This is a genomic window from Cytobacillus firmus NBRC 15306 (genome assembly GCF_001591465.1).
In the GTDB taxonomy this organism is placed as follows: Bacteria; Bacillota; Bacilli; order Bacillales; family Cytobacillaceae; genus Cytobacillus; species Cytobacillus firmus.
Window position 1 is genome coordinate 1 of the sequence record NZ_BCUY01000086.1, and the last position, 15,371, is coordinate 15,371.

At 40.0% G+C, this 15,371-nt stretch carries 18 protein-coding genes; 16 read left to right on the forward strand and 2 right to left on the reverse strand.

What is annotated here, in order from left to right; all coding sequences use genetic code 11:
- Window positions 1-208: 208 nt before the first annotated feature.
- From BFI01S_RS18100 to BFI01S_RS18110, 3 genes are all read left to right on the forward strand, one after another.
- Window positions 209-1,339 carry a GAF domain-containing sensor histidine kinase gene (locus BFI01S_RS18100; protein WP_061793849.1) on the forward strand — a complete coding sequence of 377 codons (1,131 nt, stop codon included), beginning with the start codon at window positions 209-211 and terminating at the stop codon, window positions 1,337-1,339.
- Window positions 1,340-1,987: a response regulator gene (locus BFI01S_RS18105; protein ID WP_061793850.1), complete on the forward strand. Its 648-nt coding sequence runs from the start codon at window positions 1,340-1,342 to the stop codon at window positions 1,985-1,987.
- Between the two features lie 139 nt (window positions 1,988-2,126).
- Window positions 2,127-2,666 carry an NADPH-dependent FMN reductase gene (locus BFI01S_RS18110; protein WP_061793851.1) on the forward strand — a complete coding sequence of 180 codons (540 nt, stop codon included), beginning with the start codon at window positions 2,127-2,129 and terminating at the stop codon, window positions 2,664-2,666.
- 56 nt (window positions 2,667-2,722) lie between these two features.
- Here the strand turns inward: BFI01S_RS18110 and BFI01S_RS18115 are convergent, their stop codons facing one another.
- Window positions 2,723-2,977: a YhdB family protein gene (locus BFI01S_RS18115; protein ID WP_061793852.1), complete on the reverse strand. Its 255-nt coding sequence runs from the start codon at window positions 2,975-2,977 to the stop codon at window positions 2,723-2,725.
- A 207-nt stretch (window positions 2,978-3,184) separates the two neighbouring features.
- Here BFI01S_RS18115 and BFI01S_RS18120 point away from each other — a divergent pair, with 207 nt between their 5' ends.
- The 12 genes from BFI01S_RS18120 (at window position 3,185) to BFI01S_RS18175 (ending at window position 13,090) form a co-directional block, all read left to right on the forward strand.
- Window positions 3,185-3,502 (forward strand): DUF3889 domain-containing protein, encoded by a 318-nt coding sequence (locus tag BFI01S_RS18120; RefSeq protein ID WP_061793853.1) that lies wholly within the window; start codon window positions 3,185-3,187, stop codon window positions 3,500-3,502.
- Window positions 3,503-3,614: 112 nt separating this feature from the next.
- The gene (locus BFI01S_RS18125) at window positions 3,615-4,310 is read left to right on the forward strand and encodes a response regulator transcription factor (RefSeq protein WP_061793854.1); all 696 of its coding nucleotides are present in this window, start codon (window positions 3,615-3,617) and stop codon (window positions 4,308-4,310) included.
- Window positions 4,307-5,659 carry a HAMP domain-containing sensor histidine kinase gene (locus BFI01S_RS18130; protein WP_061793855.1) on the forward strand — a complete coding sequence of 451 codons (1,353 nt, stop codon included), beginning with the start codon at window positions 4,307-4,309 and terminating at the stop codon, window positions 5,657-5,659. The genes BFI01S_RS18125 and BFI01S_RS18130 overlap by 4 nt, the downstream gene beginning before the upstream one ends.
- Window positions 5,660-5,727: 68 nt before the next feature.
- Window positions 5,728-6,417, forward strand: coding sequence for a PepSY domain-containing protein (locus BFI01S_RS18135; protein WP_061793856.1), 690 nt, complete (start codon window positions 5,728-5,730; stop codon window positions 6,415-6,417).
- Window positions 6,418-6,509: 92 nt separating this feature from the next.
- Window positions 6,510-7,061, forward strand: a complete 552-nt coding sequence (locus tag BFI01S_RS18140; protein ID WP_061793857.1) for a PepSY domain-containing protein — start codon at window positions 6,510-6,512, stop codon at window positions 7,059-7,061.
- Between the two features lie 128 nt (window positions 7,062-7,189).
- Window positions 7,190-8,602: a SpoVR family protein gene (locus BFI01S_RS18145; protein ID WP_061793858.1), complete on the forward strand. Its 1,413-nt coding sequence runs from the start codon at window positions 7,190-7,192 to the stop codon at window positions 8,600-8,602.
- Between the two features lie 671 nt (window positions 8,603-9,273).
- Window positions 9,274-9,567 carry a rhodanese-like domain-containing protein gene (locus BFI01S_RS18150; RefSeq protein ID WP_061793859.1) on the forward strand — a complete coding sequence of 98 codons (294 nt, stop codon included), beginning with the start codon at window positions 9,274-9,276 and terminating at the stop codon, window positions 9,565-9,567.
- A 160-nt stretch (window positions 9,568-9,727) separates the two neighbouring features.
- A complete protein-coding gene (locus BFI01S_RS18155) occupies window positions 9,728-10,204 on the forward strand; it encodes a DsrE/DsrF/DrsH-like family protein (RefSeq protein ID WP_082804559.1) in 477 nt (158 codons plus the stop codon).
- A 21-nt stretch (window positions 10,205-10,225) separates the two neighbouring features.
- Entirely contained in the window at window positions 10,226-10,804 is a 579-nt protein-coding gene (locus BFI01S_RS18160) for a sulfurtransferase TusA family protein (protein WP_061793860.1), read from the forward strand.
- A 41-nt stretch (window positions 10,805-10,845) separates the two neighbouring features.
- Window positions 10,846-11,967, forward strand: a complete 1,122-nt coding sequence (locus tag BFI01S_RS18165; RefSeq protein ID WP_061793861.1) for an MBL fold metallo-hydrolase — start codon at window positions 10,846-10,848, stop codon at window positions 11,965-11,967.
- 54 nt (window positions 11,968-12,021) lie between these two features.
- A complete protein-coding gene (locus tag BFI01S_RS18170) occupies window positions 12,022-12,249 on the forward strand; it encodes a sulfurtransferase TusA family protein (protein ID WP_035326750.1) in 228 nt (75 codons plus the stop codon).
- Between the two features lie 64 nt (window positions 12,250-12,313).
- Window positions 12,314-13,090: a sulfite exporter TauE/SafE family protein gene (locus BFI01S_RS18175; protein WP_061793862.1), complete on the forward strand. Its 777-nt coding sequence runs from the start codon at window positions 12,314-12,316 to the stop codon at window positions 13,088-13,090.
- Window positions 13,091-13,202: 112 nt separating this feature from the next.
- On the opposite strand, the gene BFI01S_RS18180 is transcribed toward BFI01S_RS18175, so the two are convergent.
- Window positions 13,203-14,096 carry a YitT family protein gene (locus BFI01S_RS18180; protein WP_061793863.1) on the reverse strand — a complete coding sequence of 298 codons (894 nt, stop codon included), beginning with the start codon at window positions 14,094-14,096 and terminating at the stop codon, window positions 13,203-13,205.
- A 309-nt stretch (window positions 14,097-14,405) separates the two neighbouring features.
- Between BFI01S_RS18180 and BFI01S_RS18185 the strand changes: the two genes are divergently transcribed.
- On the forward strand, window positions 14,406-15,308 hold the full coding sequence (locus BFI01S_RS18185) for a YihY/virulence factor BrkB family protein (protein ID WP_061793864.1): 903 nt from the start codon (window positions 14,406-14,408) through the stop codon (window positions 15,306-15,308).
- Window positions 15,309-15,371 lie beyond the last annotated feature (63 nt).

The window sequence follows — 15,371 nt, forward strand, 5'->3', positions numbered from 1 at the left end:
CCTCTAAGTCTTGAAGTGGGGGTCTTACTGCCCGTTAGACTGCGATAGAAATTCTGCACCGAAGAGAATTGCTCTTCGGTGTTTTTAATAATGGGCTTCTTTGTTCTCCTACTTTAGTCGCAGGCTGTTTCATCCGAAATGCCAAGGAAGTAAGGGAAAATAAGTTATATAATAAAAGTACATATATGACAGTTCTAGGGGGATCCGTGTGTTAGGGGAAAAAAGACAATCAGAAATCGGAATATTAAAAGAAATAGCAGAGCTATTGAATGAAGGAACAGAAATAGATTCGCTTCTTAAAGAGGTGCTGCAGAAACTGCTTCACATCACGGGTCTGGAAACGGGCTGGGTATTTTTGATCGACAGCCAGGGGGAGTTCCGCCTGGCAGCAGAAGAGAAACTGCCCCCTGCCCTTTCCGCGGATAACTGCAGGCCGATGTGCAAGGGAGATTGCTGGTGTATTGACCGCTATAATGACGGCAGATTAAACAAAGCTTCAAATATAATTGAATGCAAAAGAATAGAAGATGCGATTGCAGAGCAAAGAAAAGAAACCAACGGGCTAACTCATCATGCCTCCGTACCGCTGAGAGCGGGAGAGGAAAAGTTTGGTGTTCTTAATATTGGTTCACCTGCTAAAACCCATTTTTCACCGGAAGAATTGGCTTTGCTGGAATCTGTTGCTTTCCAAATCGGAACGGCTATAAAACGGATCAAGCTGACACAGCTCGAACATGAGACGGCACTTGCTGCGGAAAGAAACCGGCTGGCAAGGGACCTGCATGATTCTGTCAACCAGCTTTTGTTCTCTTTAAGCCTGACGGCGAGAGGAGGAGCGGAAATGACTGATAATCTGGAAATGAAAGAAACCTTTACCTACATGCAGGATCTCGCGCAGGAAGCCTTAAGCGAGATGAGAGCGCTTATCTGGCAGCTCAAACCCCGCGGACTGGAAAATGGAATTATATGTGCTATGCAGACTTACAGTCAAATGCTAGGCCTGAAGCTAAACTCAAAAGTTAAGGGTGTAATCTGCCTTCCGGGGAAGGTTGAAGAAACACTTTGGAGAATTGGCCAGGAAGCTCTGGCTAATTGCAAGAAACACTCCGGTGAATCAACAGCTGATGTAGAACTGACTGTGGATGAAAGAACAGTTACCATGGTGATTTCCGATTGCGGCAGAGGGTTTCATTACCGTGAAAACGATATCCCTTCTCTCGGCCTCAAAAGCATGAAGAAAAGGACGGAAGCACTGAATGGATTATTCAAATTAATAACAGAGCCAACAAAAGGAACGAATATTGAAGTTGTCATTCCTTTGGAAAAGGGAGGGAAATAAATGGCCATCAAGGTTTTAATAGCGGATGATCATCATGTTGTTAGAAGGGGACTTGTATTTTTTCTCAAAACTCAGCCGGAAATCGAAATTATCGGGGAGGCAAAAAACGGCCTTGAAGCTGTTGAGATCATGCAAACACACCAGCCTGATGTTGTATTAATGGACCTGGATATGCCTGTAATGAATGGGATTGAAGCCACACGGCAGATTAAACTGAATTATCCTGATGTAAAAATCATGATACTCACAAGTTTTTCAGACCAGGATCATGTAATACCCGCTATTGAGGCGGGAGCATCAGGATATCAGCTGAAGGATATTGAGCCGGATATCCTTGTTCAGGCAATAATCCAGCTGATGAAAGGAGAGAATCAGCTTCATCCAAAAGCCACCTCCCATCTGCTTACACATTTAACGAATAAAAACAGTACGGAAAGAAAGCCGCTTGAAGAGCTGACAAAGAGAGAGCTCGAGGTACTGAGAGAGATCGCAAAAGGAAAAAGCAATAAAGAAATAGCTTCATCTCTTTTTATCACAGAAAAGACAGTCAAAACCCATGTTTCCAACCTGCTTTCCAAGTTAGAGCTGGCAGACAGGACACAGGCAGCACTTTATGCCGTGCGTCATGGGATTGCCGAGACAAAATAAAAACTCATCCAAAAGTCTGAGGAATTATTTACTGAATTAGTACTAAAACAAGCTTTATAAAACTCAGCCATCCTGACGATGTGTAAAATCGCATGTTTCTATATACTAAATAATATAGGATCTTAAAGGAGAGTTTATAATGAAGCTTACAATTATTAATGGAAGTCCGCGAATGAAGGGACGCACGGGAATAGCCTCCCGTTATATTGCAAGAAAATATAATGCTGAACTGATCGACTTAAGCTTCGGAGAAATTCCCTTATACAATGGAACAGAAGAACAATATGGGCTGCCTGCTGTTAAAAAACTGCGCCAGCAGATTGCTGACTCTGATGGAGTTATTCTGGCATCCCCTGAGTACCACAGTGCCATGAGCGGAGCATTAAAGAATGCGCTGGATTTCCTGGGGAGTGAGCAATTTGCCCATAAGCCAGTGGGCCTGCTGGTTGTGGCAGGCGGCGGTAAAGGCGGAATCAATGCGCTGAATAATTTAAGAATTGCCGGCAGAGGTGTATATGCCAATGTTATACCTAAACAGCTTGTCCTGGACCCGCATTGTTTTGATTATGAAAATGATGGCCTTTTTGAGGAACCAGCCAAACTGGTAGATGGTTTAATGAATGAACTTCAGGTATATATGAAGGCATATGGTCAAATTAAGCAGGAATTAAAACAATAAAAAAACAAAAACACGGACCAAAAAATCCGTGTTTTATTATTGGTGGAATTCCTTATTTAGGTTAGGTCATAAAATACAGTGTTTGGCAGCTGTTTTTCCGATAATTCATTGGCGTGGTCAATATATCTAAGCAGTGAGTATAAATGTTTCTCAATGACAGAATAGTCTTTTTCGAAATTGTAGGCATGAAGAAAATGTTCGATTTTCTTCGAAAGAAATTGGTCTTCTGTCCTGACCATCAGGATGAGCAGGTTATCCCATTCAGACCGGTGTGTATAATATAACGCACGGTCATAATCCACTTTATTCATTTGTCCTCTCCTCCTCTTCCAGGAGTTGATTATAGTTTATGATGATGCGGCATTTTATTTCAAAGTAAATCTTGGACTTGTTGATATACATGGGTTTTCATCATTTACCTGTATATATTGGCCACATTTATTTATAGGAAATTCGGTTACATAAAATCAAAGCCTGGGTCAAAAATATAAGTAACGACATATGCTTTGGAGGGAAAAATGAAAAAGTATTTATCCATCTTTATATTGATTTGTTTATTAGCCGGGGGAGGTTCGTTGGCAGGAGCTGTACAGAAACCGGATTATGAAAAGTATGGGAGAATTGCCATTGCAGTTGTAAAAGAAGACTACCCTGGGGAAGAAGTAGTGGATTATCAGTATGGAGGAAGAAAGAAAGTTACTGAAACAGATGTAACAGACACCTTCACATTTACAGTAAAAGAAAACGGGAATCCAGTAACCGTATTGGTGATGGTCACGCATAACCTAAAGGATAACAAAGCGGTTAGCCTATCTGTAGAGAGAAAAACTCAGTAAGCTCCTTCGGGGGCTTTTTTCATTGTCTCCTTATTGAAAATAATGATAAAAACATATCTTTCTGATAACCTTGGATTATGAATATAACTGTCAAATATGGGGAGTGAGTTTTTTGAGGGAATCAATTCTTGTTGCGGAGGATGAAGCTAAAATCGCCAGGCTTCTGGAAATTGAGCTTGAATTTGAGGGCTACCAAGTAACAAAGGCAATGGATGGTTTTCATGCAATGGAGTTATACCGGACTGGTAGCTGGGACCTGATCATTCTGGATATCATGCTTCCAGGTTTTAGCGGAATTGAAATTCTGCGAAGAATTCGCAGTAAGGATAAACAGACCCCCATTTTGCTGCTGACGGCAAAAAGCTCAGTGGAAGATAAAGTATCTGGTTTAGACCTGGGGGCGAACGATTACATAACAAAACCTTTTCAGATTGAGGAACTGCTTGCGAGGATTCGGGCTGCACTAAGGGTTAAAACAGCAGCTGCAGAAGAAACTCCGGCTATTGACTGCCTTGAAGTGTCAGATTTAAAGCTCAATGAGAAAACAAGGGAAGTCAGCCGGGGAGATCAGTCCATAGAACTGACGCCCAGAGAATTTGCTTTACTGGTTTATTTAATGACAAATAAAAAACAGGTCCTAAACAGGGAACAAATTTTGGAGGCTGTCTGGGGATATGACTTTTTGGGTGACACAAATGTTGTTGATGTCTACATCAGGTATTTGCGAAAAAAAATAGACTTGCCTGAGATGCCTTCTCTTATTCACACCATCCGCGGAGTAGGGTATGTATTAAAGGAGACAAAATGAATCTTAGGAAGAAAATTTATTTGTATACAACCGTTCTCTTTGCCGTACTGCTGCTAATCATGAATATCACTGTGTATGCTGTTTTCAGCAAATTAATTTATGAAAACGAGCAGGCAGCCATTTCAAATGAAATGGCTAATATGACAAAGATTGCCCAGAAATCAATCGGGAATGTTCCAGAAGCTGAACTGCTTAGGGCGTTTGTTCCTTCAAATGGAATGGTAAGACTTGTTCATCCAGATAAAAAGGCAGTAACCTCCACATCGCCGGATGAAAAGGCGCTTAGTGAAATCTCTGCAGAGTACATCAGCAGTGAATTAATAAAAACAATGGAACGTGATAATAGGGTTTATATGTTTGCATCTGCACCTGTGATTCTGCCAGATGGTGAAATAGGAAGTTTTCAGCTGACCAGAAGCATGGAAGGTGCGGAAAAAATATTAAAGACTCTTCGCTTCGTACTGGGGATTGTCACAGTCGTGGCAATGATTCCGGTTTTGATTTCCAGTGCGATCCTTAGCAAGTTTATTACAAGGCCTGTAGCGACTATGACAGCCACAATGAAAGAAATTAGAAAAAGCGGCCAATTCAAGCGTCTTAAGCTGGAAGGGAAATCTCATGATGAGCTGCAGCAAATGGGTGAAACCTTCAACCATATGATAGATATTCTTGAATCCAATTATGAGAAGCAAAAACTTTTTATTTCAAATGCTTCCCATGAATTAAAAACTCCATTAACTGTTATAGAAAGTTATTCAAGCCTGCTTAAGAGAAGGGGGCTGAAAGAACCTGAATTATTTAATGAATCCATAGAAGCCATTCACTCAGAGGCGTTAAGAATGAAGGAGATGACAGAACAGCTTCTTTTGCTTGCACGGCATGATGACCACTGGATGATTGATTTGAAATTGGTGGAACTAAAAAGTTTTTTAACCCAAGTCACACGGACATATGAAGATGCTTTTAATAGGACTGTGCATTTGGATTCGGCTTTGTCTGAAAATACATTTATTCAAACTGATGAAAATAAATTAAAGCAGCTCCTGTTTATATTTCTGGATAATGCCAGGAAATACAGTGATGATGTCATAAAAGTTACTGCTGAAACAGAGAAACAAGAAGTCTATATCCGGGTTGAAGATCGCGGCATGGGTATACCTATGAAGGATCTGCCAAGAGTATTTGATCGTTTTTACCGGGTTGATGAGGCTAGAAATAGAAAAACAGGGGGATCAGGACTGGGACTGTCACTTGCTAAAGAAATAGCAGATGCACTAGGAGTTGAAATCAGGCTCGAAAGTACTGAAGGAGTAGGAACTGCAGCATCCGTCATATTCAAAGTGACATAACCATTCTCATCTATTTCTCATTTTATTAATAGATAATGGAGAAATAAGCTAAGTGGGAGGTGTAAGGAATGAAGCATAATCTTATAATTGCAGCTTCGGGGCTTCTGCTGGCTGCGCTCCTTGTATTTGCTGCAATACAATTCACTAATGTCTCTGCTTCTGAATCAATTACTGAAGGTGAAGCCAGGGAATTAATAAAAGACCGATATCAGGGAGAAATTCTGAATGTGAAAAAAGTAAATACCACTTATTTGATAGAAATGAAAAAAGACGAAGCGTTTTATCAAATAAAAATGAGTGAAAACGGAGGAGAAATTCTTTCTTTGAAAAAAAAGGAACAGATTCCTAACGGTGAACAGAAGCAGCTTGATGAAGAAAAAATAAAGGAAATTATTCGGGAAGAAGAATCTGGTGAATTACTCTCCATGAAAAAAGTGACTTATAAAGAAAAACCAGCCTTTGAGGCAATCGTTCAGGAAGATGAAGCGAAGATAAAGATTACTGTTGATGCCCTGACTGGAGATGTACTATCCCGTTTTGCTGAGGAAACAAAGGTCCCTGTTAAAAATCTAACCGAAGAGGAAGCTATTCAAATTGCTCTAAAAAATGAACCTGGGGAGGTGGATGATATCAGCTTTGAGGAAACAGACAGCGGATCTTATTATCTTGTTGAGATAGAAAAGAATGACGGCAGGGAGGCCGCTGTCCAAATCCATGCTATTACAGGAACAGTAATGTCGGTTACATGGGATGATTAATTCCTTTCTCATCAAATTTTAATTTTCTCCTTTTTCTCTCATTTTCACCGGTTATATTGAACATGTAGAAAAGAAAAAGGAGGAAAATTATAATGAACAAAAAATTTACAGTTATTTCATTGGCAGGAGCTTTATTGCTGGGGGGTGCTGTTGCAGCAGGTGCCGCAGATACGAATGAAAAAGGAAGTGCTGGGAGTAAGAAAGAAGCTGCGAAGGATTTTATTACTGTTGAAGAGGCGAAGAAGATTGCTCTTTCTGAAGCAGAGGGAAGCGTAGAGAGCATTGAATTGGAAAGAGTAAAAGGCAATCAGTATTATGAAATTGATATTGATAACGGGAAAGAAGATTTCGATATTAAAATTAGCGCCTTAGATGGAAAAGTCATTTCAATTAATAAAGAGCGGGATGACGATGATGACAATGATCAGTCAGAAAAAGAGATTAATGGGGAAAATATAATTTCCGAACAAAAAGCTATTGAGATAGCTGAAAAAGAAGTTAATGGAACGATAAAAGAAATTGAAATAGATGAAGACGATGGACAAATCCTATATGAAGTTGAACTGCAGACAAATAAAGGCGAAGCAGATGTTGATATTGACGCTGAAACAGGTAAAGTAGTAAAAGTTGAATTGGATGACTAATACCATATGGAGAGCGGGGCGAAATGCTCCGCTTTTTGCTGTAATTTGTTACAAGCTTATGAAGAGACTACTCATCAATCCTCTTGTTGGTTCATAGATTATGGTAAGGACTAAAAGGGGGAGTGGCAATGCGGGAGGAAGATAATAAATCATTGGAATATGCCATTCAGGAAATTACTGAAATTGCAAATGGGTTTGGCTTGGATTATTACCCTATGAGGTATGAGATTTGCCCTGCAGAAATCATTTATACATTTGGCGCTTATGGCATGCCGACCAGGTTTTCGCATTGGAGCTTTGGAAAACAGTTTCATAAAATGAAGCTGCATTATGATTTAGGTTTATCAAAAATTTATGAGCTTGTAATTAACTCGGATCCCTGCTATGCGTTTCTGCTTGATTCCAATACCCTTATCCAAAACAAATTAATTGTGGCGCATGTTTTAGCACACTGCGATTTCTTTAAAAATAATGTCCGGTTTCAAAACACAAAGAGGGACATGGTAGAGAGCATGGCTGCCACCGCTGAAAGAATAAGGCGGTATGAAATTGAGTTTGGGAAAAAGGAAGTGGAAACTTTCCTTGATGCGGTGCTGGCAATTGAAGAACATATTGATCCGTCTCTAATGAGGCCGAAGCTAGCCTGGAGTACGGATGATGAATATGAAAGCAGCGGTGATACAGCAGCGGCCAGCCCTTATGATGATTTATGGGATTTGGATGAAAGAAACAAGAAGCATGAACCAAAGAAGAAAAATAAGAAATTCCCTCCGAAACCAGAAAAAGATTTACTGCTGTTTATAGAGAGCTACAGCAGGGAGCTAACCGACTGGCAGCGGGATATATTAACGATGATGCGGGAAGAAATGCTCTATTTTTGGCCGCAGCTGGAAACTAAAATTATGAACGAAGGCTGGGCATCGTATTGGCATCAGCGCATCTTAAGGGAAATGGATTTGACATCTGCTGAAGCGCTGGAATTTGCAAAGTTGAATGCAGGGGTTGTGCAGCCGTCCAGAACCGGAATCAATCCATATTATCTGGGTCTGAAGATTTTTGAAGATATTGAAGAACGATATAACAATCCGACTGAGGAAATGAAGAGGCGCGGTGCAGTGCCAAATTCAGGCCGGGAAAAAATGTTCGAGGTTCGTGAAATCGAGTCAGATATATCATTTTTAAGAAATTATTTAACAAAAGACCTTGTAATGAGAGAAGATATGTATCTGTTCCAAAAACAGGGTAAGGATTATAAAGTAGTGGATAAACAGTGGGAGCACGTGCGCGATCAGCTTGTCAGCATGCGTGTAAATGGAGGATTCCCATATTTGACGGTTAATGACGGCGATTATATGAAGAATGGGGAACTGTACTTAAAGCACTGGTTTGAAGGTGTGGAGCTTGATCTTAAATATCTTGAAAAAGTACTCCCATATGTACACCAGCTTTGGGGCAGGGGCGTCCATATGGAAACCATTGTTGAAGGCAAGAACATGCTTTTCACTTACGATGGAAAGAGCATCCACAGAAAATATTTATAAAAATGACGGACGAACCAAAGTATGTTTTGGTTCGTCTTTTTTTGGCTGGGCTGCAAACATGTTTTTTTAAATGGGCAGAATAAAACTAAATACTTTCCTTCTCAAGGAGTATTGAAGTAATATTAACGTGTACAGGCGGGGGTATAGAAAGGTAACTAAATGCCTCCCTGATATTAATATTTTCTTTACAGCCATTGATAAACTGAGGAAAGGATGATGATCTTGAAAATTACGGATTCAGCCCGGGATCTATTGAAAAAGATTCTTCAAGAGAAAAATACTGGCGGCATTAGAGTTTTTTTTTGCAGGCTTTGGCTGAGGAGGCCCTCAAATTGGACTGGCTCTGGATGAGCCGGAAGCAGATGATATAATCGAAACTATAAATGAAATACAGGTGGCGATCGACCCGGAAATCAAGCCGCATACGGAAAGTATGATTCTTGATCATGATCAGGATAATGAAAGACTGGTCCTGTTAGGCAATGAAAGCGACTGCTGCTAATAGTTAAAATTAAAACACCCGCTTGGGTGTTTTTCTATTATTAAAACTAAGGTGTTGACAATATACCCATAAGGGTATATTGTCAATTGTAATTAAATTATTAAGAATTACATTAATTCGGAGGTAAGCAAATGACTATTGCAAATGGAATTATGATGGAGAATATTAAATGAAAACAATGACTGTCAAAGAAGTAGAGCAGCAGCTTGCTGCCGGAGTAAAATTAAATATCATTGATGTGCGGGAAGCAGATGAAGTAAAAGAAGCAAAGATAGCTTCAGCTACTCATATTCCGCTTGGACTAATTGAATTTCGTATGCATGAGCTGGATAAGAATCAGGAATATGTTATGGTTTGCCGATCAGGCAACCGCAGCGGATTAGCTGTACGATTTCTTGAAGGACAGGGGTTTAGTGTCATTAACATGCTTGGCGGTATGATGAACTGGGAAGGACCATTATAGTATTGATCTGCAAACGGCCAATAACAGGTGTTGACAGAAAGTCAAATTTACTCTAGTATATACCCTGTAAGGTATTTGGATTCGTTTTAAAAGCTTATAACAAATAAATAAATTTTTTTGATTATAAAAATACCCAATAGGGTAAAGGGAGGATAAAAGATTGGAAAAGAAAAAAACAACAATCGTTCTATTCAGCGGAGATTATGACAAGGTGATGGCGGCTTATATCATTGCAAACGGTGCAGCTGCTTACGATCATGAGGTAACCATCTTTCACACATTCTGGGGACTGAATGCTCTTAGAAAAGATGAGCCAATTCAAGTCAAAAAAACTTTTATGGAAAAAATGTTTGGCAAAATGATGCCTAGAGGTCCGGAAAAAATGGGCTTATCGAAAATGAATATGGCTGGAATGGGTCCTAAGATGATCAAAGATATTATGAAAAAGCACAACACTATGCCAGTTAAAGACTTGATTGAATTAGCAAAAGAACAGGGTGTTAAGCTGGTAGCCTGTCAAATGACTGTCGATCTTCTTGGATTTAAACAGGAAGAAATCATTGATGGTGTGGAATATGCCGGTGTAGCTGCTTATCTTGCAGATGCAGAAGACGGTAATGTCAACTTATTTATCTAAAGTTATAAGGAGGAATATTAAATGGAAACTTTAAAAACAAACTCTTCAGTAGATGCAAAGGGGCTTGCCTGCCCAATGCCGATTGTAAAAACGAAAAAGGCAATCACTAATCTGAATCCGGGTGAAGTACTTGAGGTACTTGCAACAGATAAAGGTTCAAAAGCAGATATTCAGGCCTGGGCAAAAAGCTCTGGACATCAATATCTTGGCACAATGGAAGAAGGCGAAGTGCTTAAGCATTATATACGAAAAGCAGGTGAAAATGAAGAGCGCGAAGCTGCAACTTTTGAGCCTGTTGCCTCTAACGATGATCTTTTAAAAGAGATGGATTCTAATGATGATCTTGTTGTTCTCGATGTCAGGGAACCTGCTGAATATGCATTCGGCCATATTCCCAATGCTATTTCGATTCCCTTCGGAGAATTGGAAGAGAGAATTAGCGAGCTGAACCAGGATAAAAAGATTTTTGTAGTATGCCGTACAGGGAGCCGAAGTGATATGGCATCCCAGGTATTAGCTGAAAAAGGCTTCTCAAATGTAATTAATGTAGTTCCGGGAATGTCCGAATGGAATGGACCGACAGAAACGAAGCTTAACTAAAATTTTTTAAACTAAATTATACATCAGGGGGTATTTAAACGATGAAAGCAATAACTGCTAGTGAAGTAACAAAAAAGGTTATTCATAATGAAGAATTATTTATACTTGATGTACGTAATGAAACCGACTTTAACGATTGGAAGATTGAAGGCAAAAACTTTGAATACTTGAATGTTCCATACTTCGACCTTCTTGATGGAGTGGAACCTATTCTTGATAAAATTCCGGCTGATAAAGAGCTTTTAGTAGTGTGTGCAAAAGAAGGTTCTTCTGTCATGGTCGCAGAAATGCTTGAAGAAGCAGGACGAGATGCTTCCTACCTCGCAGGCGGGATGAAATCATGGAGTGAACACCTTGAGCCTGTTAAAGTGGGAGATTTAAAGGATGGCGGAGAAATGTATCAATTCGTCCGCATTGGAAAAGGCTGCCTTTCCTACATGGTGATTTCAAACGGTGAAGCTGCAATCGTCGATGCAACAAGAATGACAGACGTATTTACTGATTTTGCTGCTGAAAAGAATGCAGAGATCAAGCATGTCTTTGATACACATCTGCATGCAGATCATATTTCTGGCGGACGCAAAATTGCTGAAAAAACGGGTGCTTCCTACTGGCTTCCACCTAAAGATGCAGAAGAAGTAACATTTGAATACAGCCGTCTTGAAGATGGAAACGAAGTCATGATTGGTTCTACTAAAATCAGCATTCAAGCTATTTACTCACCAGGCCATACAATTGGTTCAACATCTTTTGTAGTGGACGATCAATACCTTCTTTCAGGTGATATCCTATTCATCGATTCTATCGGACGTCCTGACCTCGCCGGTAAAGCCGGGGATTGGGCTGGTGATTTAAGAGAAACACTTTATAAGCGCTATAAGGACCTCTCAGGCGAATTAGTTGTTATGCCTGCACACTTCATGATTATTGAAGAATTAAATGAGGATGGCAGCGTATCCGAAAAACTTGGCACATTATTTGCTGAAAATCACGGACTGAACATCGAAGACGAAGGAGAGTTCAGAAAATTAGTTTCTGAAAATCTTCCTCCTCAGCCAAATGCTTATCAGGAAATCCGCGAAACAAATATGGGGAAAATCAGCCCGGACGAAGAAAAACAGCGTGAGATGGAAATCGGTCCAAATCGCTGTGCTGTAAGATAATATTTTAGTAAGGATTTATCAAAAACTAATAATAAAAAATTGGAGGAATGAAATATGAACGCAGCAAAAGTACTGGATGCAAAGGGTTTAGCTTGTCCAATGCCTATCGTAAAAACGAAGAAAGCAATAGGTGAAATCGAATCAGGGCAAGTGCTTGAAGTTCATACAACCGACAAAGGAGCAGTTAAAGATTTGGCTGCCTGGACAGAGTCAACAGGACATGAGCTTTTAAAACATGAGGATGACAATGGAGTGTTAAAGTTCTGGATAAAAAAAGGCTGATCTATTGAAAAGATAAAAGGGGGTCTGCGCTCCCTTTTATTGCTTAAAAGGAGGGGATGGCCACATGGATTTTACTTTTTTGATCGTTATATTTTTAATTGGTTTTATCGGGTCTTATATTTCCGGAATGGTGGGAATTGGCGGCTCAATCATTAAATACCCAATGCTATTATACATTCCGCCGTTATTTGGATTAGCTGCTTTTTCTGCTCATGAAGTATCCGGAATCAGTGCAGTACAGGTCTTCTTTGCTACAATCGGAGGTGTATGGGCCTACAGGAAAGGCGGATATCTGAATAAGACACTAATTATTTATATGGGTTCAGCCATACTGGCCGGAAGTTTAATCGGAAGCTATGGTTCAAGGTTTATGACTGAAGGCGGCATTAACCTTGTATACGGTGTTTTAGCTTTGATTGCTGCAATCATGATGTTTGTGCCGAAAAAAGGCTTGGATGATATCCCTTTGGATCGAGTAAAGTTCAATAAATGGCTTGCAGCCTTCTTTGCTTTGATTGTCGGCATCGGGGCTGGTATCGTCGGTGCAGCAGGTGCCTTTTTACTGGTTCCTATTATGCTGGTTGTATTGAAGATTCCTACAAGGATGACGATTGCGACATCACTGGCAATCACATTTATTTCATCGATTGGATCTACAGCTGGTAAATTGGCAACCGGACAGGTAGACTATGTTCCTGCAGCCGTTATGATTATTGCCAGCTTAATTGCTTCTCCATTAGGAGCTGCTTCAGGAAAGAAGGTAAATACAAAAATTCTTCAAATTATTTTGGCTGTACTAATTCTGGCTACATCCATTAAAATCTGGATGGATATATTATAATTCTGGGGAGGGGGCAGCGGGTGCTGTTCCCTTTTTGATCTTTATTTTATTACTAATATATTTATTTGTTATTTTGATTTAACTGGCACATCCATGTTTTTTATAAACTAGCTTAATGAATGGCTTTCTTTTTAAATCTTCCGCCCCTGACTTCCGCAATATCAGCAACTGCCAGAAACGCACTGGGATCTATTTCTTCAACTATGGCTTTTAACTTTGCCTCTTCCAGTCTGGTGATGACACAAAAGATTACTTTTTTATCATCCCCTGTGTAAGCACCTTCCCCATTTAAGTAGGTAACTCCTCTTCCCAGCCGTGCAAGAATCGCTTCGCCGATTACCTTGTGCTGCTCACTGATGATCCAGGCTGATTTTGATTCATCCAGCCCGCTGATCACCACATCAATTGTTTTGAAAGCAATGAAATAAGCGAGGATTGAATACATAGCCCGGTTCCAGCCGAAAACAAAGCCTGCTGTAGCAAAAATGAAGATATTAAAAAACATAATAATTTCCCCGACAGAGAACGGAAGTTTTTTATTTACCAGAATGGCCAGAATCTCAGTTCCATCTAAGGATCCTCCATACCTTATCACCATGCCGACCCCAACACCAAGAACAATGCCGCCAAATACCGTTGCTAACAGCAAGTCCTCAGTAAAAACAGGAACGTCATGCAAAAGGAGGGTGGTTGCTGATAATACGGCAATCCCGAGCAGCGTAGACAATGCAAAGGTTTTCCCTATCTGTTTGTAACCTATGTAAAAAAATGGAATATTAAGGATGAAAATAAACCAGCCCAGTTTCCAGCCGGACAGGTGAGAGAGGATAATGGAGATCCCTACTATTCCGCCATCCAGAACTTTATTGGGCACAAGGAACTCTTCGATCCCGACGCCCATAAGTATGGCTCCAACTATGATGAAGAAAACCCTTTTTGCAAGCTTTCCTTTAGTCAATCCTTTATGTACATTTGCTTCAACAGCAGTTTCGAGTGAAACGTTCATAAATGACCCCCATTTTTATAAGATACCCGAGCATCTTTATGAGCTAATAACATAATATGATAGGTTGTGCCATTTTAGCTCAAATTAATGATTCGGCAAGTCTGATAAACACTATATCTAATTATAACATTTCTTATTTTAGATGAGGGATTCCTGGGTTAAATAATAAGCTTAGCACTGTACCCCTTTGTAAGGATCATATCTTTTTACCAGCCTGATTGAATATTTTATGAAAATACGATTAGTTCAAAGCTCTTCGGGGAAATAAACACATACAAGCAAATTAGCTTATAAGGGAGGGGAAGTTACATGCAGAAGGTTATTCAATTTGGCAAGAAGCTCGGAAAGGAGTTTAAGAATGATCGGGCAACCGGGCTTGCAGCCGAACAAGCCTATTATTATATGCTCTCCGTTTTTCCTTTATTGATCCTGCTAATCTCCATTGTTCCATATCTATCTCTGGATCCTCAAAAAGCATTAACATATCTGCAGAGTGTAATGCCGTCTGATTCGTTTAGTGTGATCGAGGATAATGTGATAGATATCATTACGAAGCCGAACGGCGGTCTGCTGACTTTTGGTATTATAGGTACTTTATGGTCGGCTTCCAATGGAATGCAGGCTTTCATAAGGGCCATGAATGATGCTTTTGATGTAGAGGAATCCAGATCATTTATAAAATCCAGACTGGTTTCCATAGGCTTAACACTGGGACTGCTTGCAGCATTCATTGTTGCCATGGTTCTTCCCGTATTCGGAAAAGTTATCTTGAACTTTATTGGGAATTTTATAAATATATCTGATGGGATGCAAATTCTGATCAATGTATTGAGATGGGCCGTTGCTTTTGTGATCATGGTTACAGTCCTGGCTATTCTTTATAAGGTCGCACCGAATAAACATTTTCCTTTCAAACAGGTATTGCCGGGTGCAATAGCCGCAACTGTTATGTGGCAGCTCATATCCTTTGGCTTATCGTTTTACGTAAGCAATTTTGGAAATTATTCAGCCACATATGGAAGCCTTGGCGGAGTAATTGTATTAATGCTTTGGTTCTTTTTAACCGGCCTTGCGCTTGTTATTGGCGGAGAAATAAGTGCCCTCTATCACAGAGATAGTACATTTAAACCGGGCAGCGGGAAGAAAGATGATAAAAAAGATCCCAAAGTGCAAACCGATGGAGAAGCGTATCGTACACTTTCAATTAAATAGGGCAAAATAAAACGAGGGCTCAGCCCTCGTTTTATTTTATCGCAGTCTAACTGCCCGTAAAGG